Origin of the sequence: Pseudomonas sp. St29, assembly GCF_001547915.1 — a bacterium.
GTDB lineage: Bacteria > Pseudomonadota > Gammaproteobacteria > Pseudomonadales > Pseudomonadaceae > Aquipseudomonas.
In genome coordinates, this window is the sequence record NZ_AP014628.1 from 570,573 (window position 1) to 592,293 (window position 21,721).

At 63.2% G+C, this 21,721-nt stretch carries 15 protein-coding genes; 11 read left to right on the forward strand and 4 right to left on the reverse strand.

The genetic code is table 11. From position 1 onward, the window contains the following. Positions 1–128 precede the first annotated feature (128 nt). The 3 genes from eutH (at position 129) to PST29_RS02535 (ending at position 2,699) form a co-directional block, all read left to right on the forward strand. A complete protein-coding gene (gene eutH, locus PST29_RS02525; protein ID WP_060842294.1) occupies positions 129–1,364 on the forward strand; it encodes an ethanolamine utilization protein EutH in 1,236 nt (411 codons plus the stop codon). Positions 1,365–1,401: 37 nt separating this feature from the next. Continuing rightward, on the forward strand, positions 1,402–1,758 hold the full coding sequence (locus PST29_RS02530; RefSeq protein WP_060842295.1) for a DUF1937 family protein: 357 nt from the start codon (positions 1,402–1,404) through the stop codon (positions 1,756–1,758). Between the two features lie 104 nt (positions 1,759–1,862). Next, complete coding sequence (locus tag PST29_RS02535) at positions 1,863–2,699, forward strand: 23S rRNA (adenine(2030)-N(6))-methyltransferase RlmJ (RefSeq protein WP_060837212.1); 837 nt, start codon at positions 1,863–1,865, stop codon at positions 2,697–2,699. A gap of 99 nt (positions 2,700–2,798) precedes the next feature. Here the strand turns inward: PST29_RS02535 and msrA are convergent, their stop codons facing one another. From msrA to aceE, 4 genes are all read right to left on the reverse strand, one after another. After that, on the reverse strand, positions 2,799–3,449 hold the full coding sequence (gene msrA, locus PST29_RS02540; RefSeq protein WP_060837213.1) for a peptide-methionine (S)-S-oxide reductase MsrA: 651 nt from the start codon (positions 3,447–3,449) through the stop codon (positions 2,799–2,801). Between the two features lie 73 nt (positions 3,450–3,522). Then, a complete protein-coding gene (locus tag PST29_RS02545) occupies positions 3,523–6,216 on the reverse strand; it encodes a sensor domain-containing phosphodiesterase (protein ID WP_060837214.1) in 2,694 nt (897 codons plus the stop codon). Between the two features lie 312 nt (positions 6,217–6,528). After that, positions 6,529–8,466, reverse strand: coding sequence for a dihydrolipoyllysine-residue acetyltransferase (aceF, locus tag PST29_RS02550; protein ID WP_060842296.1), 1,938 nt, complete (start codon positions 8,464–8,466; stop codon positions 6,529–6,531). Positions 8,467–8,477: 11 nt separating this feature from the next. Beyond that, positions 8,478–11,123 carry a pyruvate dehydrogenase (acetyl-transferring), homodimeric type gene (gene aceE, locus PST29_RS02555; RefSeq protein ID WP_060837216.1) on the reverse strand — a complete coding sequence of 882 codons (2,646 nt, stop codon included), beginning with the start codon at positions 11,121–11,123 and terminating at the stop codon, positions 8,478–8,480. A gap of 383 nt (positions 11,124–11,506) precedes the next feature. Here aceE and glnE point away from each other — a divergent pair, with 383 nt between their 5' ends. From glnE to PST29_RS02595, 8 genes are all read left to right on the forward strand, one after another. Further along, on the forward strand, positions 11,507–14,446 hold the full coding sequence (glnE, locus tag PST29_RS02560) for a bifunctional [glutamate--ammonia ligase]-adenylyl-L-tyrosine phosphorylase/[glutamate--ammonia-ligase] adenylyltransferase (RefSeq protein WP_060842297.1): 2,940 nt from the start codon (positions 11,507–11,509) through the stop codon (positions 14,444–14,446). A gap of 133 nt (positions 14,447–14,579) precedes the next feature. Further along, positions 14,580–15,614 carry a lipopolysaccharide heptosyltransferase II gene (gene waaF, locus PST29_RS02565; RefSeq protein ID WP_060837218.1) on the forward strand — a complete coding sequence of 345 codons (1,035 nt, stop codon included), beginning with the start codon at positions 14,580–14,582 and terminating at the stop codon, positions 15,612–15,614. Position 15,615: 1 nt separating this feature from the next. Further along, positions 15,616–16,677 (forward strand): lipopolysaccharide heptosyltransferase I, encoded by a 1,062-nt coding sequence (waaC, locus tag PST29_RS02570; RefSeq protein WP_016968307.1) that lies wholly within the window; start codon positions 15,616–15,618, stop codon positions 16,675–16,677. Continuing rightward, positions 16,677–17,801 carry a glycosyltransferase family 4 protein gene (locus tag PST29_RS02575; protein WP_060837219.1) on the forward strand — a complete coding sequence of 375 codons (1,125 nt, stop codon included), beginning with the start codon at positions 16,677–16,679 and terminating at the stop codon, positions 17,799–17,801. The genes waaC and PST29_RS02575 overlap by 1 nt, the downstream gene beginning before the upstream one ends. Beyond that, entirely contained in the window at positions 17,798–18,604 is an 807-nt protein-coding gene (gene rfaP, locus PST29_RS02580; RefSeq protein ID WP_060837220.1) for a lipopolysaccharide core heptose(I) kinase RfaP, read from the forward strand. Before PST29_RS02575 ends, rfaP begins: the two co-directional genes overlap by 4 nt. Next, positions 18,604–19,338, forward strand: coding sequence for a lipopolysaccharide kinase InaA family protein (locus tag PST29_RS02585; protein ID WP_060837221.1), 735 nt, complete (start codon positions 18,604–18,606; stop codon positions 19,336–19,338). Before rfaP ends, PST29_RS02585 begins: the two co-directional genes overlap by 1 nt. Continuing rightward, the gene (locus PST29_RS02590; RefSeq protein WP_060837222.1) at positions 19,335–20,087 is read left to right on the forward strand and encodes a lipopolysaccharide kinase InaA family protein; all 753 of its coding nucleotides are present in this window, start codon (positions 19,335–19,337) and stop codon (positions 20,085–20,087) included. Before PST29_RS02585 ends, PST29_RS02590 begins: the two co-directional genes overlap by 4 nt. Continuing rightward, positions 20,087–21,541 carry a lipopolysaccharide kinase InaA family protein gene (locus PST29_RS02595; RefSeq protein WP_060842298.1) on the forward strand — a complete coding sequence of 485 codons (1,455 nt, stop codon included), beginning with the start codon at positions 20,087–20,089 and terminating at the stop codon, positions 21,539–21,541. The genes PST29_RS02590 and PST29_RS02595 overlap by 1 nt, the downstream gene beginning before the upstream one ends. Positions 21,542–21,721: the final 180 nt, after the last annotated feature.

Sequence of the window (21,721 nt, forward strand, 5' to 3'; positions counted from 1 at the left end):
ACGGGATATGCCCTGTGTTTCCTCACCTGCTCCATCGCCACCTGTGCGATGGGTAACCCGTGCTGGCCTCAACAAGAACTTCCCCGATGGGGGAACCCTATAAATGACGCGCAGAGAGATGAACCCACATGGCTGAATTTGGAAACTACGTCATTTACCTGATCATGCTGGGCGCCGTGATCGGCGCCTTGTCATCCATCATCAAGCCCGAGAGTGGCCTGGGTAAGGAGTTCGTCAACGGTATCCACTCCATCGGCCCGGTGTTCCTGGCCCAGGCCGGGATCATGGTGGCGATTCCCTACCTGTCGCAGGGCATTTCCCATGCGTTGGGACCGTTTTTCAACGCCCTGGGGTCGGATGTGTCGATTGCGGCGCTGTCGATCATCGCCGTGGACATGGGCGGCTACCAGTTGGCCAATGCGCTGACCGCCAACCGTGATCTGTGGATCACCGCGATGCTGGTGGGCTACACCTCGGGGGCGACCATCGTCTACCTGATCCCGGTGGGCCTGACGATGCTCGAACGCAAGGACCACAAGTACCTGGCCCTGGGCGCCATGGCCGGGCTGATCAGCATTCCCTTCGCGGTATTGATGTCGCTGTTGATCATCACAGCGACCCAGCTGCCGGTGCGGGACATCGTTTCCACCAACTCCGAGGCGCTGTATTACCTGTCCCTGGGCTTCGTCGACATGCTCAAGCTGCTGGCGCCGCTGTTCGTGTTCTGCTTCCTGCTGGCGGCGGGGCTGCGTTACCGGCCGCAGATGATGGTCAAGGGCTTCCTGGTGTTCGGCAAGATCATGGACGCGGCGATCAAGCTGATCCTGGCGCTGAGCATCGTCGAGCACTTCACCAAGTTCTTCAGCATCAACTTCGGCGGCTGGGGCTTCGACCCGATGTTTGCCGACGAGAAGGAGCTGTTCCGGGCCATCGAGATCGCTGGCTACATCGGCATCATGCTCGCTGGCACCTTCCCCATCTGCTACCTGTTCCAGCGCTACTGCAAGAAGCCCATGGAACTGCTGGGGCGCCAACTGAACCTGTCGAGCACCGGTGCGGCGGGCTTTGTCATGGTGTTCGCCAACATCATCGCCACCTACCACCTGTTCAAGCACATGACTGCCCGCGACAAGGTGCTGTGCGTGGCCCTCGGGGTCTGTGCCCAGGCGCTGATCGGCGACCACCTGGCGTTCACCGCGAACTTCCAGCCAAGCCTGATCCTGCCGATTCTGTTCGGCAAACTGTTCGGCGGCCTGCTGGCGGTGGCGATCGCCATTCGTATCTCGGTGCCGGCCGCCCAGCGTTATGAGCAACAAGAGCAGGAACAGGCCGCGGCCTTTGCCCTGCAACCCGCGCGGGCCTGAATGGCCCGCTCCACCTCCCCATGATTTCGAGGTCACGATGCGCAAGATTTTCCTCGCCTGCCCCTACAGTCACTCCGAGCCGGCCGTCATCAATGAGCGTTTTCTCAAGTGCAACCAGGTGGCGGCGCAGATACTGGAAGCCGGGCATGCCGTGTTCAGCCAGGTGAGCATGTCCCACCCGATCAACCTGTGCCTGGTGGGCAAGGACAACGCCGCCATCGGCAAGCTCTGGGCGCCGGTGGATGCGCTGTACATGGCGATGATGGAGGAGCTGATCGTGCTCGACCTGCCTGGCTGGAAGGACAGCGGCGGAATCAAGCGCGAGATCGAGGTCTTCGAATCCTCGGGACGGCGGGTCAGCCTGTGGTCCGAGGTCAGCCACGAGTTCGCCTGAGCCACTCCCCCGTACCCGTCGTCGACTGCGCCGGGTACGGGCCTGCCGTGAACTGACGACAGGCTGCACACAAGGTAAACTTGCGCTCCTGCGCAGGAGCAACCATGAACTATCGTCACGCCTTCCACGCCGGCAATCACGCCGACGTCTTCAAACACCTGACCTTGACCCGCCTCATCGCCCTGATGTCGCGCAAGGAGCAGCCGTTCGCCTACCTCGACAGCCACGCCGGCATTGGTCTGTATGACCTCAAGGGCGATCAGGCGAGCCGTACCGGCGAGTATCTGGAAGGCATCGCCCGCTTGTGGGGCGAACAGGATCTGCCGGCGCTGACCGCCGACTACATGCAGGTGCTGCACAAGATGAACCCCGATGGCGAGCTGCGTTACTACCCGGGGTCGCCGGAGCTGGCGCGGCGCCTGACCCGCTCCCAGGACCGGGTGCTGCTCAATGAGAAGCACCCTGAAGACGGCCTGTTGCTCAAGGACAACATGAAGGGCGATCGGCGGGTGGCGGTGCACCTGGGGGAAGGCTGGCATGTGGCCCGGGCCTTGCTGCCGGTGGCGGAGAAGCGCGCGGTGATGCTGATCGACCCGCCTTTTGAACAGCTGGACGAAATGCAGCGCTGTGCGGCATCGCTCAAGGAAGCCATTGGCCGCATGCGCCAGACCGTGGCGGCCATCTGGTACCCGGTCAAGGACCAGCGCGCCCTGCGGCGTTTCTACCAGGACCTGGCCGGCACCGGTGCGCCGAAACTGCTGCGGGTGGAGTTGCTGGTGCATCCGCTGGATACGCCCAACAGCCTCAACGGCTCGGGCCTGGCGATTGCCAATCCGCCTTGGGGCCTGGAGGAGGAGCTGCGCGAGCTGCTGCCCTGGCTGTCGAAGAAGCTCGGCCAGACCCAGGGTGGCTGGCAGATGGACTGGCTCATAGCTGAGTAGCAGCTACAAGCCGCAAGCTATAAGCGGCAAGCGGCAAGCGACAAGCCTCAAGTCGACGGTGAACCTCTTGCAGCTTGAGGCTTGCAGCTCGCAACTGCTTCAAATGGGGCAAGTCACTCCGGTGCCGCCGATCCCGCAGTAGCCTTCAGGGTTCTTCGCCAGGTACTGCTGGTGGTAAGCCTCGGCGAAGTACACAGTCGGCGCTTCTTCGATTTCCGTGGTGATGGTGCCCAGGCCGGCCTTGGTCAGCTCCGCCTGGAACACGTCCCTGCTGTGCAGCGCCTGCTCCAGCTGGGCCGGGTTGGTGGTGTAGATCACCGAGCGGTACTGGGTGCCGATGTCATTGCCCTGGCGCATGCCCTGGGTCGGGTTGTGCAGTTCCCAGAACATCGCCAGCAGTTCTTTGTAGCTGACCTTGGCCTTGTCATACACCACCAGTACCACTTCGGTGTGGCCGGTTAAGCCCGAGCAGACCTCTTCGTATGTCGGGTTCGGCGTGAAGCCGCCGGCGTAACCGACCACGGTGCTGACCACGCCCTCGCGCTGCCAGAAGCGACGTTCGGCGCCCCAGAAACAGCCCAGGCCGAAGATCGCGAAGTCGACGTCCTGGAAGAACGGACCCAGCAGCGGGGTGTCTTCGAAGACAAAGTGCTTTTCAGGCAGTGTCATCGGGGTTTCGCGGCCAGGCAGAGCTTGTTCTTTGGTAGGTAGCACGTTTTTTTTCACCAGAATTTCCGAGCGCAGAACCATGATCAGTCCTCTCAGTCAGGGTGGGATCGAGTAATTAATCAGACACGCAGTTTGCCCGAGTGTTACAGCGCTGTCAGGCAATTGGGCCGCGGGGATAGCGCTTGAGCTTGGCGATCAGCTCGGTGCCGGGAATCGGTCGGTCGAACAGGTAGCCCTGGCCGACGTCGCAGCGATGGCGACGCAGGAACGCCAGCTGCTCGGCGGTTTCGATGCCTTCGGCGACCACCTTGATCTTCAGGTTGTGGGCCATGGCGATCACCGCCGAGGTGATTTCCATGTCGTCCTGGTTGTCGGGGATCTCGTGGATGAAGCTGCGATCGATCTTGATGATGTCGATGGGGAATTTCTTCAGGTAGCTCAGGGACGAATAGCCGGTGCCGAAGTCGTCCATGGCCAGGGTCAGGCCGAGCTTTTTCAGCTGTTCCAGTTGCTGGTGGGTGTCCTCGGTGGCTTCCAGCAGCAGCCCCTCTGTCAACTCAAGCTCCAGCAGTGAGGACGGCAGTTGTTCTTCCCTGAGGATGCTGGCGATGGAGGCCACCAGATCCGGGTCGGAGAACTGCTTGGGCGACAGGTTGATGGCCACGTGCAGGTTGCCCAGGCCGGCGGCGGTCAGCTGTTTGCTCATGCGGCAGGCCTGACGGGCGATCCACTTGCCGATGGGGATGATCAGGCCGGTTTCTTCCGCCACGCTGATGAACTGATCCGGACGGATCATGCCCTTTTCCGGGTGATTCCAGCGCAACAGCGCTTCCATGCCCAGCAGGCGGCCGCTGCGCAGGCACAGCTTGGGCTGGTAGAACACGTCCAGCTCGTTCTGGGTCAGGGCGCGACGCAGGTTGTTCTCGACGAACAGTTTGTAGCTGGCCTCGGCGTTGAGGGCTTCGGTGAACACCTGCACCTGGTGCTTGCCGTTGGCCTTGGCCTTGTGCAGGGCCAGGCCGGCGTTGCGCATCAGGGTCTGGGGGTCGCGGCCGTGCAGCGGCGCACTGGCCAGGCCCACCGAGCCGGTGACGCTGATCAGTTGGTTGTCGACGAACATCGGCTTGTCCAGGGTCATCAGCAGTTGGCTGGCGATCTGCTGGCCGGATTCCAGGTCGGTGTTGTCCAGCAGTACCGCGAACTCGTTGCTGGCAAAACGCGCCAGGCTGCCGCTGGGGCTCAGGCTGTTGCGCAGGCGCCGGGCCAGGCTGATCAGCAGTTTGTCGCCGGTCTGGTGGCCGAGGCTGTCGTTGATCCGCTTGAAGTTGTCGATATCCACCAGCAGCAGGCTGATCGGGGTATCGCTGTCTCGGGCGAAACGCTCATCCAGGTTGCGGATGAACGCGGGGCGGTTGCCTAGGTTGGTCAGGTTGTCGGTGTAGGCCAGGCGCTCGATGCGCTGCTGGGCCAGCTTGGTCTGGGTGATGTCTTCGTAGATGCCGATGTAGTGGGTCAGCTCGCGATTGTCGCCGTAGACCTTGGAGATCGACAGCTGGCCCCAGTAGGGCTCGAGGTTCTTGCGCCGGCTCTTGAACTCGCCTTGCCAGCTGTTGCTCTTGGCCAGGCTGGAGGGGGCATCGAACAGCAGTTCGCTGAGGTTCTCCAGGGCCGGAAGTTCGGACAGGCGATGGCCATGAACCTCTTCGGTGCTGTACTGGGTGATGGCGGTGAAGCTCGGGTTGACGTACTCCACCACGCCGTCGCAGTTGACCAGCAGGAAGGCGTTGGCGCTCTGTTCCACGGCGCGCTGGAACAGATGCAGGGCGCTGGTGGCGGCACGCCGGTTGTGATTGTTGATGACCTGGGCGAACTGGTCCGCCAGCTCGCCAGCGAAGGCGATTTCGTCGGACTGCCAGGCGCGGGTCATGCCGGTCTGTTCCAGGCAGAGGACGCCGACCACCTGGCCATCGATACGGATGCTGGCGTCGAGCATGGCGTTGACGTCCCTCGGGCGCAGGCTCTCGGCCATCTCCCGGGTGCGCGGGTCACGCATGGCGTTCTGCGCATCGATGGCGCGGGAGCTGTGCAGGGCTTCCAGATAATCGGGAAAGCTGCTGGCGTCGATGGGCTCCGGCATCCGGTATTCCTGCGGGCCGCGATGGTAGGCGGCAATCGGCACCAGTTGCCGGTCTTCCAGGTTCCAGATGCTGGCACAGTCGATCTGGTAGATATCACAGGCGCAGCGGGTGATCAGTTCGGCGGCTTCCTTCAGGGAGTTGCCGCTGCTGTAGCGCTGGCGGGTCAGCAGCAGAATCAGGTCCTGCTGGGCACGCACCCGTTCCAGGTGCTGAAGTTGTTCCTGCTGGGCCCGCTGGTTGAGTTCCAGGGCGATCTGCAGTCTGGTGTTCTGGGTTTCCAGGTCCTGGGTCGGCAGGGGCGCGGAGCCGCTGAACAGGCCGTCGACGACCAGCAGGTAGCCGCGCAGCAGGTGCCGGTTGTGCTGTTTGTAGGCTTCCCCCAGCTCCAGGATGCTCAAGGGGCCCTGGCCGGTGTGCAGGGTGTAGCGGATCAGGTAATGGGGGCTGCTGCTCAGCTGTTCCTGGATGGTGTCGTGCAGTTGATAGCGCGCTTCGGGCTCCATCAGGCTGGCGTAGGGCGAACCCACCAGGGCACAGAGTTCGACGGCGGGCAGACCGAACTGGCGTTCGCAATTGGGATCGAGAAATAGCAGCGCCCAGCTTGCTTCATTCAGCCGTTCGAAACGCAACATGCCGAGCCGCGAGGGCACGGGCAACTGCGTCACTACCTCGGCCGCCATACGGCTGGCGGCATCGGGTTGGCTTTTCATGGGGAAACTCGCTTCGAAATTGCTGATCGCGCCGGGCTCACGCCCTCTTTACTGTTGCCTGCGGCAAGGTTGCATCATGGCGCATCGACTGACAAGTAAGATGAAGGCTAAGTGCTATAAACCTGTATCGGCAGGCACAAGTATTTCTGCAAAGTTACTTTTCTGGGCCTTTGACTCACGGATTGACGGGCCAATGGCGAGGTTTTTTCGGCAAAAAAAAGCCCCGCCAAATTGACGGGGTTGAGGTACGAGCGTGGCGCTCGGAAAGCGTGCGATACCGGCCCGCCCTTGTCGGTAGGGCCGGTTCGCGGGTTACAGCAGAATGGTGCGGATGTCCGCCAGCAGGTCGCTCAGACGCTTGGTGAAGCGTGCGGCGGCCGCGCCGTTGATCACACGGTGATCGTAGGACAGGGACAGTGGCAGCATCAGCTTCGGCTGGAAGGCCTTGCCGTCCCAGACTGGCTGGATGGTGGCCTTGGACACACCGAGGATCGCCACTTCCGGCGCGTTGACGATCGGCGTGAAGCCGGTGCCGCCAATGTGCCCTAGGCTGGAGATAGTGAAGCAGGCGCCTTGCATCTCGTCCGCGGAGAGCTTCTTGGTCCGGGCTTTTTCGGCCAGGGAAGCGGCCTCGGCGGCCAGTTGCAGCAGGCTCTTCTGGTCGACGTTCTTGATCACCGGCACCAGCAGGCCATCCGGGGTGTCCACGGCGAAGCCGATGTTCACGTACTTCTTGCGGATGATCGCCTTGCCACTTGGGGCCAGGGAGCTGTTGAAGTCAGGCAGTTCCTTGAGCAGGTGGGCGCAGGACTTGAGCAGCAGCGGCAGGATGGTCAGCTTGACGCCGGCCTTCTCGGCCACGGCCTTCTGGGCAACGCGGAAGGCTTCCAGTTCGGTGATGTCCGCCGAATCGAACTGCGTCACGTGTGGCACGTTCAGCCAGCTGCGGTGCAGGTTGGCGGCGCCGGCCTGCATCAGGCGAGTCATCGGCACTTCTTCGATTTCACCGAAGCGGCTGAAGTCCACGACCGGGATCGGCGGGATGCCCGCGCCACCGGTTGCGCCGGCAGCCGGTGCTTCCTTGGCCTTCTGCATCATCGCCTTGACGTAGACCTGCACGTCTTCCTTGAGGATGCGACCGTGTGGGCCGCTTGGGCTCACGGCACTCAACTCGACGCCGAATTCCCGGGCCAGTTGACGCACGGCCGGGCCGGCGTGAACTTTCGCGCCAGGCTTGGCCGGTGCGGCAACCGGGGCTGCAGCGGCAGGCGCGGCGGCGGCAGGAGCAGCTTCAGCTTTCGCCGGGGCAGGGGCGGCGGCAGGTGCCGGAGCGGCTGCCGGGGCGGCGCCCTTGACCTTGAGCTTGAGAATCAGGTCGCCGGTGCCGACTTCGTCGTCCAGCTTGATCGATACGCTTTCCACGATGCCGGCGGCTGGCGATGGGATTTCCATGCTGGCCTTGTCGGATTCGAGGGTGATCAGCGATTGGTCGGCAACCACGCTGTCGCCGGCCTTGACCAGGACTTCGATGATCTTGGCCTTGCCGGCCGAGCCGATATCCGGAACGTGGATGTCCTGCACGCTGTCGGCCACCGGGGCGGCGGGTGCAGCGGCTGGCGCAGGTGCGGCGGCCGGCGCTGCGGCCTGGGCCGGGGCGGCAGCGGCAGGCGCCGAGGCACCGGCCACTTTCAGGGCCAGGATCAGGTCGCCCGTGCCAACTTCATCGTTGAGCTTGACGCTGATGCTCTCGACCACGCCGGCAGCCGGCGATGGGATTTCCATGCTGGCCTTGTCGGATTCGAGGGTGATCAGCGACTGGTCAGCCTCGACGGTGTCGCCGACCTTGACCTGGATCTCGATGATCTGGGCCTTGCCCGACGAGCCGATATCCGGCACGTGAACCTGTTGCACCGAAGCGCTGGCCGGTGCGGCAGCCGGAGCGGCAGCAGCAGGCGCAGCGGCTGGCTGTGCAGGGGCTGGCGCAGCGGCGGCAGGGGCAGGGGCCGCAGCAGCGGCGCCCTCGACTTCCAGCTCCAGCAGTTCGTCGCCTTCTTTCAGGCGGTCGCCCAGCTTCACTTTCAGGCTTTTGACCACGCCGGACTTCGGTGCAGGGATTTCCATGCTGGCCTTGTCCGACTCGAGGGTCAGGATGCTCTGGTCGGCTTCGATGCGATCGCCGACCTTGACCATCAGTTCGATTACTTCACCTTCACCGCTGCCGATGTCAGGTACGCGAATGAGTTCGCTCACAGAAAGTCTCCTCAGCAGTCCAGTGGGTTGCGTTTTTCCGGGTCGATACCGAACTTGGTAATGGCTTCAGCCACGACCTTGGGTTCGATGTCGCCACGGTCAGCCAAGGCTTCCAGGGCTGCCAACACCACGAAGTGACGGTCTACTTCGAAGAAGTGACGCAGTTTCTTGCGGCTGTCGCTGCGGCCGAAACCGTCGGTGCCCAGGACTTTGAATTCCTTGGACGGCACCCACTGGCGGATCTGTTCGGCAAACAGCTTCATGTAGTCGGTAGAGGCAATGACCGGACCCTTGCGGCCGCTCAGGCACTCTTCGACGTAGCTCAGCTTCGGCTTCTGGCCAGGGTGCAGGCGGTTGCTGCGCTCTACGGCCAGGCCATCGCGACGCAGTTCGTTGAAGCTGGTCACGCTCCACACGTCGGCTGCGACGTTGAACTCGTCACGCAGGATCTTCGCCGCTTCGCGGACTTCGCGCAGGATGGTGCCGGAGCCCATCAGTTGCACGTGGTGCGCGGCTTCGCGGGTGTCTTCTTCCAGCAGGTACATGCCCTTGATGATGCCTTCCTCGACACCTTCAGGCATGGCTGGCTGCTGGTAGGACTCGTTCATCACGGTGATGTAGTAGAAGACGTCCTGTTGCTCTTCGGTCATCTTCTTCATGCCGTCCTGGATGATCACCGCCAGCTCGTAGCCGTAGGTTGGATCAAAGGTGCGGCAGTTCGGGATGGTCCCGGCCAGCATGTGGCTGTGACCGTCTTCGTGCTGCAGGCCTTCACCGTTGAGGGTGGTACGGCCGGCGGTGCCGCCGATCAGGAAGCCGCGGGTGCGGCTGTCGCCGGCAGCCCAGGCCAGGTCGCCAATACGCTGGAAGCCGAACATCGAATAGAAGATGTAGAACGGCAGCATCGGCTGGTTGTGGCTGGAGTACGAAGTACCGGCCGCGATGAAGGAGCTCATGGCGCCCGCTTCGTTGATGCCTTCTTCGAGGATCTGGCCCTTCTTGTCTTCGCGGTAGAACATCACCTGGTCTTTATCGACTGGCTCGTAGAGCTGGCCGACGGAGGAGTAGATGCCCAACTGGCGGAACATGCCTTCCATACCGAAGGTACGGGCTTCGTCCGGGATGATCGGCACGATGCGCTGGCCGATTTCCTTGTCCTTGACCAGCTGCGCGAGGATCCGCACGAAGGCCATGGTGGTGGAGATTTCGCGATCGCCGGAACCGTCGAGGATGGCCTTGAGGGTATCCAGTGGCGGAGTCGGGATGCTGAAGCTCTTGGCGCGACGCTGAGGCACGAAACCGCCCAGTGCAGCACGACGCTCGCTCAGGTAGCGGGCTTCGGCGCTGCCTTCTTCAGGCTTGAAGAACGGCAGGTTTTCGAGGTCGTCGTCTTTCACCGGAATGTCGAAGCGGTCGCGGAACAGACGCAGGCTTTCAACGTCGACTTTCTTGGTGTTGTGCGCGGTGTTCTTCGCTTCGCCGGCGCCGGTGCCATAACCCTTGATGGTCTTGGCCAGGATCACGGTCGGTTGTTCTTTGTGGTTGACCGCCTCGTGGTAGGCCGCATAGACCTTGTACGGGTCGTGGCCGCCACGGTTGAGCTTCCAGATCTCGTCGTCGGACAGATCGGCAACCATCGCCTTGAGTTCAGGGGTGTTGAAGAAGTGCTCACGGACGAACGCGCCGTCCTTGGCCTTGTAGTTCTGGTACTCGCCGTCGATGACTTCGTCCATGCGGCGTTGCAGGATGCCGTCGACGTCCTTGGCCAGCAGCGGGTCCCAGAAACGGCCCCAGACCACCTTGTTGACGTTCCACTGGGCACCACGGAACACGCCTTCGAGTTCCTGGATGATCTTGCCGTTGCCGCGAACCGGGCCGTCGAGGCGCTGCAGGTTGCAGTTGATGACGAAGATCAGGTTGTCCAGCTTCTCGCGGCCGGCCAGGGAGATCGCGCCCAGGGATTCCGGCTCATCGCACTCGCCGTCGCCCATGAAGCACCAGACTTTCTGCTTGCCGGCCGGGATGAAGCCGCGGGCTTCCAGGTACTTCATGAAGCGCGCCTGGTAGATCGCCTGGATCGGACCCAGACCCATGGAAACGGTCGGGAACTGCCAGAAGTCAGGCATCAGCCAAGGGTGTGGATAGGACGACAGGCCGTTGCCATCCACTTCCTGGCGGAAGTTGTTCATTTGCTCTTCGGTGATGCGACCTTCCATGAACGCACGGGCGTAGACGCCTGGCGATGCGTGACCCTGGAAGTAGATCAGGTCGCCGCCGTGTTCGTCGGTCGGGGCCTGGAAGAAGTAGTTGAAGCCGATGTCATACAGGGTGGCGCTGGAGGCGAAGCTGGAGATGTGACCGCCCAGGTCAGAATCTTTCAGGTTCGTACGCATGACCATGGCCAACGCGTTCCAACGTACCAGCGAGCGAATGCGGCGTTCCATGAACAGGTCGCCAGGCATGCGTGCTTCGTGGGTGACGGGAATCGTGTTGCGGTACGGCGTGGTGATGGCGTAGGGCAGTTGCGAGCCGCTGCGGGTCGCGAGTTCGCCCATACGGGTCATCAGATAGTGAGCACGGTCTTCGCCTTCTTTGTCGAGAACCGATTCCAGGGCGTCCAGCCATTCCTGGGTTTCGACGGGATCGAGGTCTTGCATGGCTTGCTCCAGGGCGGAAAGGCTTCCAGAATCGGTTGCCTGAGTTTGCGACTGGCCTTGTGGGCAGACGATTATAAATTCTTGGATTGCCGGAGGTTGATCCGGCGGCGTGTAGTTTTACTACAAATCGTCGGCCATTTCAGCCTTTCGAATGTATATACGAGTAGTAAAACTACAGAAGAGCGGCTTATGGCCTCCTGCTGCGTTGTGAGAATAATCGTTACTGTTGGTCGGTGACTAACGGGAATAGGTAAAAAATTAATGCCGGCTGCCAAAAAAAACCTATTTTCAGCTATTTCTAACTTTTGTTCGACAGTCCATCAGGCTGCTTGCCCTCGATATCCCTCTCCGCCTGCCTTTTCCACGCCGATCAAGGATAGCCCATGAGTCTGCCCGCGCTTGCCCCAGTTCCCGCGATTCTTCTGCCATTGGTCAGCCGTGCAGAGCAGTCGTTCCGCGCTGCGGTGGCGGCCCTGGAAGACAGCCCCGGCGTCGCGGATTGGACTGCCGAGCGCTGGGCCGAGTTTGCCCGGGTCGGTGCCGCCAGCGACTTCGTCATTGAACAGAGTCTGCGTGACCCTTTGATGTTGCTGGAGCTGGTGCGCAGCGGCGAACTCGATCGCGGTTTCGCCCCCGGAGAGTTGTGCGCACAGATTGCCGCAGCCGTGCACACCGCCGAGAGCGACGACCAATTGGGGCGGGTGCTGCGGCGTCAGCGCACCCGGCAGCAGGTGCGGATCATCTGGCGCGATCTGACCCGCCGGGCGGATCTGGTGCAGACCTGCCGCGACCTGTCCGATCTGGCCGACGCCTGCATCGACCAGGCCTATCAATGGCTGTATCTGCGTCATACCCAGCAATTCGGCGTGCCCACCGGTGGCCGCAGCGGCGAGCCGCAGCAGATGGTCATCCTCGGCATGGGCAAGCTGGGGGCGGTGGAACTCAACCTGTCGTCGGACATCGACCTGATCTTCGCGTACCCCGAAGGCGGCGAGACGGTGGGGGTCAAGCGTGCCCTGGATAACCAGGAGTTCTTCATTCGCCTGGGCCAGCGGCTGATCAAGGCCCTGGACCCGATGACCGTCGACGGTTTCGTGTTCCGCGTCGACATGCGCCTGCGGCCCTACGGTTCCGCCGGGGCCCTGGTGCTGAGCTTCAATGCCCTGGAGCAGTACTACCAGGATCAGGGGCGCGACTGGGAGCGCTACGCCATGATCAAGGCCCGGGTGGTCGCCGGGGATCAGGTGGCCGGGGCGCAATTGCTGGACATGCTGCGGCCCTTCGTCTATCGCCGTTACCTGGACTTCTCCGCCATCGAGGCGCTGCGCACCATGAAGCAGCTGATCCAGCAGGAGGTGCGGCGCAAGGGCATGGCCGACAACATCAAGCTGGGTTCGGGAGGCATTCGCGAAGTCGAGTTCATCGCCCAGGCCTTCCAGCTGATTCACGGCGGTCGCGACCTGAGCCTGCAGCAGCGTCCTTTATTAAAGGTGCTGGGCACGCTGGAGGGGCAGGGTTATTTGCCGGCGGCAGTGATCAGCGAGCTGCGCGAGGGCTACGAGTTCCTGCGTTATACCGAGCACGCGATCCAGGCCATTGCCGATCGCCAGACGCAGATGCTGCCGGACAATCCCCAGGACCAGGCGCGAATCGCCTTCATGCTCGGCTTTGCCGACTGGAGCGCCTTCCATGAACAGTTGATGTACTGGCGCGGACGGGTGGAGTGGCACTTCCGCCAGGTGATTGCCGATCCCGATGACGATGACGGCGCGGAGAGCGAAGTGGTGGTGGGCGGCGAGTGGCTGCCGCTGTGGGAGGAGGCCCAGGACGAGGAGGCAGCCTGCCGGCAGTTGCAGGAGGGCGGCTTTGTCGATGCGCCCAAGGCCCTGCGGGCCCTGGCCAGTTTGCGCGGCAGCCCGCAGTTGCGCGCCATGCAGCGCCTGGGGCGCGAACGCCTGGATGCCTTTATTCCACGCTTGCTGGCCCAGGCCGTGGAGCACGCCAATCCGGATCTGGTACTGGAACGGGTGCTGCCATTGGTCGAGGCCGTAGCCCGGCGTTCGGCCTATCTGGTGCTGCTCACCGAAAACCCTGGCGCCTTGCGCCGCTTGCTGACCCTGTGCGCGGCCAGCCCATGGATTGCCGAGCAGATCACCCGCTTTCCACTGCTGCTGGATGAATTGCTCAATGAAGGGCGCCTGTTCAAGCCGCCCCTGGCGCCGGAGCTGGCGGCCGAGCTGCGCGAGCGCCTGACGCGGATTCCCGAGGACGACCTGGAGCAGCAGATGGAGGCGCTGCGCCACTTCAAGCTGGCCCACCGGTTGCGGGTGGCCGCCTCGGAGATCGCCGGCAGCCTGCCTTTAATGAAGGTCAGCGATTACCTGACCTGGCTCGCCGAGGCGATTCTGGAGCAGGTGCTGGCCCTGGCCTGGCGCCAGACCGTGGCCAAGTACGGTGCGCCACTGCGCAGCGATGGCACCTTGTGTGATCCGGGGTTCATCATCGTCGGCTACGGCAAGGTCGGCGGCATCGAGCTGGGCCACGGCTCCGACCTGGACCTGGTGTTCATCCATGATGGCGACCCCCAGGCCGAAACCGACGGTCCGAAACCCATCGATGGTGCACAGTTCTTCACCCGGCTGGGGCAGCGCATCATCCATCTGCTGACCACCCAGACCAACTCCGGCCAGTTGTACGAAGTGGACATGCGCCTGCGGCCGTCCGGCGCGTCGGGGTTGCTGGTGAGTTCCCTGGGGGCCTTTGCCCGCTATCAGGAGAACGAAGCCTGGACCTGGGAGCATCAGGCGCTGGTCCGGGCCCGGGTGCTGGTGGGCAGCCAGGATGTGGGGCAGGCCTTTGAAAAAGTCCGGGCCGTGGTGTTGGGCAAAAAGCGCGACCTGCCGACCTTGCGCCAGGAAGTCAGTGAGATGCGGGCCAAGATGCGCGACAACCTGGGCAGTCGCCTGACCGCCGCCGGAACCGCGGCCAACGCCTTCGAAGCCACGGCGCCGTTCGACCTCAAGCAGGACGCCGGAGGTATCGTCGATATCGAATTTATGGTGCAATACGCGGCCCTGGCGTGGTCCGAAGAGCACCCGTCATTGCTGCGCTACACCGATAACATCCGCATTCTGGAAGGTCTGGAGCAGGTCGGCCTGATGCCGGCGAGCGATGCCAGCCTGCTGCGCGAGGTCTACAAGGCCTATCGTTCTGCGGCTCACCGACAGGCGTTGCAGAATGAGGCCGGAATCATTACCGGTGATCAATTCGTGACCGAACGACGGGAAGTGTTACGGATTTGGCGCGAGCTGGGGCTAAGCTAAGCGGCCTGACAGGGCCACTCCTATTTCGGCGAGCCTTGTGGGCTCGCCCAAACTGAACCGGCGGTGAAGGCCGCGGTGCTGGATTCTCGAGGCGGGGAGGCATATGCCTCCCCGGCTCGTTTATGGAAACCACATGAATATTCTGATCGTTGGGCCCAGTTGGGTCGGTGACATGGTGATGGCGCAGACACTCTTCGAGTGCCTGAAACAGCGTCATCCACAATGCGAGATCGACGTGCTGGCCCCCGAGTGGAGCCGGCCGATCCTGGAGCGCATGCCCCAGGTGCGTCGGGCCTTGAGCTTTCCCCTGGGCCACGGCGCCCTGGAGCTGGCCACCCGCCGGCGGATCGGCAAGTCCCTGGCCGGCCAGTACGATCAGGCGATCCTGCTGCCCAACTCGCTGAAGTCGGCCCTGGTGCCGTTCTTTGCCGGCATCCCCAAGCGCACCGGCTGGCGCGGCGAGTTCCGCTACGGCCTGCTTAATGACGTGCGCAAGCTCGACAAAGAGCGCTACCCGCTGATGATCGAGCGCTTCATGGCCCTGGCCCATGAGCCGGGCGCCGAACTGCCCCAGCCTTATCCACGGCCGAGCCTGCAGATCGATCCGCAAAGCCGTGAGGCGGCCCTGGCCAAGTTCGGCCTGGTACTGGATCGTCCGGTGCTGGCGCTGTGCCCTGGGGCGGAGTTCGGCGAGGCCAAGCGCTGGCCGTCCGAGCATTACGCCCAGGTGGCCGAGGCCAAGATCCGCGAGGGCTGGCAGGTGTGGCTGTTCGGTTCGAAGAACGATCATGCCGTGGGGGAGGAGATTCGCGGGCGACTGATTCCCGGGCTGCGCGAGGAATCGACCAACCTCAGCGGCGAAACCTCCCTGGCCGAGGCCATCGACCTGTTGTCCTGTGCCGACTCGGTGGTGTCCAACGACTCCGGGTTGATGCATGTGGCGGCGGCGCTGAATCGCCCTTTGGTGGCGGTGTATGGCTCCACTTCACCGGGCTTCACTCCGCCCCTGGCGGATCAGGTCGAGGTGGTGCGCCTGGGCATCGAATGCAGCCCGTGTTTCGACCGCACTTGCCGCTTCGGCCATTACAACTGCCTGCGCCAGTTGTTGCCGCAGCCGGTGAATGAAGCCTTGCAGCGCTTGCAGGGCTCCCCGGTCGAGGTTCAATAAGTTGCGGGTACTGTTGATCAAGACCTCGTCCCTGGGGGATGTGATTCACGCATTGCCGGCGCTGACCGATGCCGCGCGAGCCATTCCCGGGATCAAGTTCGACTGGGTGGTGGAAGAAGGCTTTGCCGAGATCCCCACCTGGCATCCGGCGGTCGGCAAGGTGATTCCGGTGGCGATCCGTCGCTGGCGCAAGAACATCTGGCAGACCATCAAGAGCGGCGAGTGGCGTCGCTTCAAGCAGAGCGTGCGCTCGACCAAGTACGACCTGGTGATCGATGCCCAGGGCCTGCTGAAAAGCGCCTGGCTGACTCGCTACGTGCGTGCCCCGGTGGCGGGGCTGGACAAGAACTCGGCCCGTGAGCCCCTGGCGTCGCGTTTCTATTCGCGGCGTCTGGCGGTGGCCCGTGGGCAGCACGCGGTGGAGCGGGTGCGTCAGCTGTTCGCCGTGGCCCTGGGCTACGACCTGCCGCAGGGCCTGGGCGACTACGGTCTGAATGTCGAGAAGCTGGTGGAGCTGCCGCGCAAGAATCCCTTCGTGCTGTTTCTGCACGGCACCACCTGGGACACCAAGCACTGGCCCGAAGCCTATTGGCGCGAGTTGACCGAGCGCATGGGCATGCTCGGGGTGGAGGTCAAGCTGCCGTGGGGCAACGCCGCCGAGAAAGCCCGGGCCGAGCGCATCGCCAGTGGCCTGAAAAATGCCACGGTGCTGCCCAAGCTGAACCTGGCCGGGGTCGCCAAGGTGCTGGCCGATGCCCAGGCCTGTGTGGCCGTCGACACCGGGTTGGGTCACCTTGCCGCGGCTCTGGATGTGCCGACCATTTCGTTGTTCGGCCCGACCAATCCGGGCCTCACCGGCGCCTATGGCAAGGTGCAGATCCACCTGGGCAGCAACTTTCCCTGCGCGCCGTGCCTGCAGAAAAAATGCACCTACCAGCCCTCCGCTGTGGACCAGCAGCGCTATGACATCAAGCGCGAGTGGCCACTGTGCTTCACTCGCCTGAACCCCGAGCGTGTCGCCAGCCGACTGAGCGCCTTGTTACTGGCTGAGGAGCCGCGCTGATGCAATTGGCTTTTGTCCTTTATAAGTATTTTCCATTTGGCGGCCTGCAACGCGACTTCATGCGCATTGCCCTGGAGTGCCAGCGGCGCGGGCACCAGATTCGCGTCTACACCCTGATCTGGGAGGGCGATGTGCCTCCCGGCTTCGAAGTGCTGGTGGCGCCGGTCAAGGCGTTGTTCAACCATCGGCGCAATGAAAAGCTCAGCGCCTGGATGGAGGCCGACCTGGCCAAGCGTCCGGTGGATCGACTGATCGGTTTCAACAAGATGCCGGGGCTGGACGTGTACTACGCCGCCGACGGCTGTTTCGAGGACAAGGCGCAGAACCTGCGCCATTCCCTGTACCGGCGCTGGGGCCGCTACCGGCATTTTGCCGAGTACGAGCGGGCGGTATTCGCCCGGGATGCCAAGACCGAGATCCTGATGATCTCCGAGGTCCAGCAGCCGCTGTTCATCAAGCACTACGACACCCCGCTGGAGCGCTTCCACCTGCTGCCGCCGGGCATCGCCCAGGACCGCCGGGCCCCGGCCAACGCCGCCGAGATCCGCGCCGAGTTCCGTCGCGAGTTCGCCTTGCGGGATGACGAGCTGCTGCTGGTGCAGATTGGCTCCGGGTTCAAGACCAAGGGCGTGGACCGCAGCCTGAAGGCGCTGGCGGCGTTGCCGTCGGCGCTGAAAAAACGCACCCGGCTGTTTGTAATCGGCCAGGACGACCCCAAGGTATTCCAGGTGCAAAGTGCGGCGCTGGGTTTGAGCGATCAGGTGCAGTTCATGAAGGGGCGCAGCGATATCCCGCGGTTCCTGCTGGGCGCCGATGTGCTGATTCATCCGGCCTACAACGAAAACACCGGCACCGTCCTGCTCGAGGCCCTGGTGGCCGGGCTGCCGGTGCTGGTCAGTGCGGTCTGCGGCTATGCCCACTACATCGCCGAGGCCGAGAGCGGCCTGGTGCTGGACGAGCCGTTCGAGCAGAGCCAGCTCAATCAATACCTCAACACCATGTTGACCGACGACGCGGCACGCGCGACCTGGAGCCGTAATGGCCTGGCGTTCGCCGAGACGGCCGACCTTTACAGCATGCCGCAGCATGCTGCGGATGTGATTCTGGCGGAGCAACACCGATGAAGTTGATGCTTGCCGAACCCTTCAAGAGCCTGTGGGCCGGACGCGATGCGTTCGATGCTGTCGAGGGCCTGAAGGGTCAGGTCTACCGTGAGCTGGAAGCGCGCCGTACCTTGCGTACGGAGGTCGCCGGCCGCGGTTATTTTGTGAAGATCCATCGTGGTATCGGTTGGGGTGAGATCGTCAAGAATCTGCTCACCGCCAAGTTGCCGGTGCTTGGCGCCGGTCAGGAATGGCGGGCCCTGGAGCGTCTGCATCAGGTCGGTGTGCCGACCATGACCGCGGTGGCCTACGGCGAGCGCGGCAGCAATCCGGCGGATCAGCATTCGTTCATCGTCACCGAAGAGCTGGCGCCGACCGTCAGCCTGGAAGATTTCAGCATCGACTGGGTCAAGCAGCCCCCTGCGCCGGCCCTCAAGCGCGCGCTGATCGCCGAGGTGGCGCGCATGACCGGCATGATGCACCGCGCCGGGGTCAACCATCGCGACTGCTACATCTGTCATTTCCTGCTGCACACAGACCGGCCCATCACCCCGGAGACCCTCAAGCTCTCGGTGATCGATCTGCATCGGGCCCAGACCCGGCCGAAGATCACCTTGCGCTGGCGCAACAAGGACCTGGCGGCCCTGTATTTCTCGGCCCTGGACATCGGTCTGACGCGCCGCGACAAGCTGCGTTTCCTCAAGGGCTATTTCCAGCAGCCGCTGCGGCAGATTCTGGGTGAAGAGGCGGCGCTGCTGTCCTGGCTCGAGGGCAAGGCGGAAAAACTCTACGCCCGCAAGCAACGTTACGGAGACGCACTCTGATGGCGAGTTGGAATCTGGACCCCGCCTATCAGGAGTTGACGCAGGATTTCGGCAGTCTGGAAGCGGTATTCGCCCTGCAGGGCGAGCACCTGACCCGTGATCCGCTGTCCGAAGTGATTCGCGTCGAACGGGGCGGCATTCACTATTACGTCAAGCGCTACACAGGCGCCGGCAAGAACCTGCGGCGCTACCTGGGCAAGCCGCGGGTCAAGTTCGAGTGGCAGAACCTCAAGCGCTTCGCCAAGTGGGGCATTCCCACGGCGGATGTGGTGGCCTGGGGGCTGGAGCGGCGCTGCCTGGCCTATTCCCGAGGCGCGATGATCACCCGCGAGTTGCCGCGTACCGAGGACCTTTCGGTGCTGGCCGAGCGCAATGATCCACGGCTCAAGGACCGGCGCTGGGTCGATGGCATCAGCCAGCAGCTGGCCACTCATACCCGCGTGATGCACGACCATCGCTTTACCCACAACGATTTGAAGTGGCGCAACTTGCTGGTCGACGACCAGGACCGCTTGTACCTGATCGACTGTCCGAACGGCGATTTCTGGCGTGGATTCTGGCTCAAGTACCGGATCACCAAGGATCTGGCCTGCCTGGACAAGGTGGCCAAATATCATCTGTCGGCCACTCAGCGCCTGCGTTTCTATCTGCAGTACCGCGAGCGCAACCGGCTGAGCGCCTCGGACAAGGAGCGCATTCGCCACGTGGTGAGATTTTTTGAGGGGCGTGAATGACTGATTTCCTGGCGCCGGAGGAGCGTGCGCTGCTGGAGCGCAACGGCCTCGGCACTTTTGACCAGCTGTGGGCCGTGCAATTGGCTGCGGTGGATGAGCCCAATACCAGCCGCGGCGGCAGCAGCAGTGTCTTTCGCCTGGATGTGGAAGGGCAGGGGTTCTATCTCAAGCGTCAGACCAACTACCTGACCCGCACCTTGCACCGGCCTTTCGGCGAGCCGAGTTTCGCTCGGGAGTTCCGCAATATCCGGCGCTATCAGCTGCTGGGCATTCCGGCCTTGCAGGCGGTGTTCTTTGGCATGCGCAAGGTGGCGGGCGAGTCCCGGGCGATTCTCCTGACCCGGGCCCTGGATGGTTGGGACGACCTGGATGGGCTGCTGTTGCGTTGGGATGAGCTCAGCGAACTGCAGCGTCAGGCGGTGCTCAAGGCTTGCGGGCAACTGGCCCGGCAGCTGCACAGCCTGCGTCAGGTGCATGGTTGTTTCTATCCCAAGCATATTTTCCTGCGGGGCCACGGCGATGGTTATCAGGCGCAGTTGATCGACCTGGAGAAAACCCGGCCTCTATTGTTCGGGCAGCGTGATCGGGTCAAGGATCTTGAGCCTTTGCTGCGCCGGGCTTCGGTGTGGAGCGGCGACGAAGTGCGCGCGCTGCTGGCTGCGTACCTGGATCAGTCTCCAGACAGTTCCCTGGTGCAGGCCTGGCTGTCCCGTCTCAGTGCTCGCAGCAGTCATAAGGAATCTCGCTGATGCGTTTGTCCGAGCTGAAGAACAGCGGGCGCAGCCCGGCCCTGCCCCTGAGCCTGGAACTGGCGGATGCCGCCGGCCCGGCGCAACTGCAATTGCTGAGTTTGCTGCGGGTGTTGCCGGGGCAGCGCTATGTGGGCGCCGGGGTCTGGCGAGGCCGCCCGGTGCTGGCCAAGTTGCTGGTGGGGCCCAAGGCCGCGCGGCATTTTCAGCGAGAGTTGAACGGCGTGCGCCTGCTGGCGCAGCAAGGCCTGACCACGCCTCTGCTGCTGGCCGACGGCTTGCAGGAAGGCGAGGGCGGCTGGCTGCTCTTTGAGTTTCTGCAAGGGGCGCAGAGCCTGGGCGAGGCCTGGCAGCAGGTGGAGAACCTGCCGGTGCTGGCCGATGAGCAGACGGCGGTGCTGGCCGAGGCGCTCGGGGCGATTGCCCAGTTGCACGCCAAGGGCCTGTGGCAGGAAGACCTGCATCTGGACAATCTGCTGCGCCATGCCGGCCAGTTGTATTTGATCGATGGCGCAGGGATTTGCGTCGAAGAGGCTGGCAAACCGCTGTCCCGGTCCCGGGTGCTGGAGAACCTTGGGGTGTTCTTCGCCCAGTTGCCCAAGAGCCTGGAGCCCTTCACCGAAGAGCTGCTGGTGCACTACCTGCTCGGCAATGCCGAGCATGCCTTGCCCCTGGAAGCCCTGGAAAAACAGGTGAACAAGGTGCGTGGCTGGCGGCTGCGGGATTTTCTCAACAAGGTCGGCCGTGATTGCACCCTGTTCAGCGTGCAGCGCGGGCCGTTCGCCCTGCGGGCGATCCGTCGCGAAGAAGAGGCGGCGATGCGGCCGGTGCTGGAACAGGCCGATGCCTTGCTCGACCAGGGCCATCTGTACAAGACCGGCGGAGCGGCCAGTGTCGGCCGGGTCGTGGTGGCGGGTCGGACCCTGGTGGTCAAGCGCTACAACATCAAGGGCTTCGCTCATTGGCTCAAGCGTTTCTGGCGCCCGAGCCGGGCCTGGCACTCCTGGCGCGAAGGCAATCGCCTGGCGTTTCTCGGCATTGCCACCCCCAAGCCCCTGGCTCTGCTGGAACAGCGCTGTTTCTGGTTGCGCCGGCGCGCCTACCTGGTCACCGAATACCTGCCGGGGCCGGACATCATCGAGCGTTTTGCGCCGTTCGTGGACAGCGGCGCAGCGCCGGAATCGGAGTTGCTGGCATTGGACCGGCTGTTTGCCGAGCTGATCAAGGAACGCATCAGTCATGGCGACTTCAAGGGCCACAATCTGTTCTGGCACCAGGATCGCTGGGCGTTGATCGATCTTGACTCCATGTGCCAGCACGCCAGCCTGAGCAGTTTCGCCCCGGCTTATGCCCGGGATCGCGCGCGCTTCATGCGCAACTGGCCCGAAAGCAGCAATTTGTATCAAGTGATTGATCAGCGCTTGCCCAAGACTGCCCATTCCACCCAAGCCTGACCTGCGACCCATGGCCGCTGTTGCTGGCAGCGGCTGCGGGCCCTGGTGGCCGCGGCGCCCTGGCTTGCCGCTTGCGGCTAGAGGCTTGCCCCTGCTTTTCAGTTATAATCGCGCCCTTTCGTTGTTTCTCGCCCCTTGCGAGCACACTTTATTTTCAAGGCGCATCGCGCCCGCATGCAG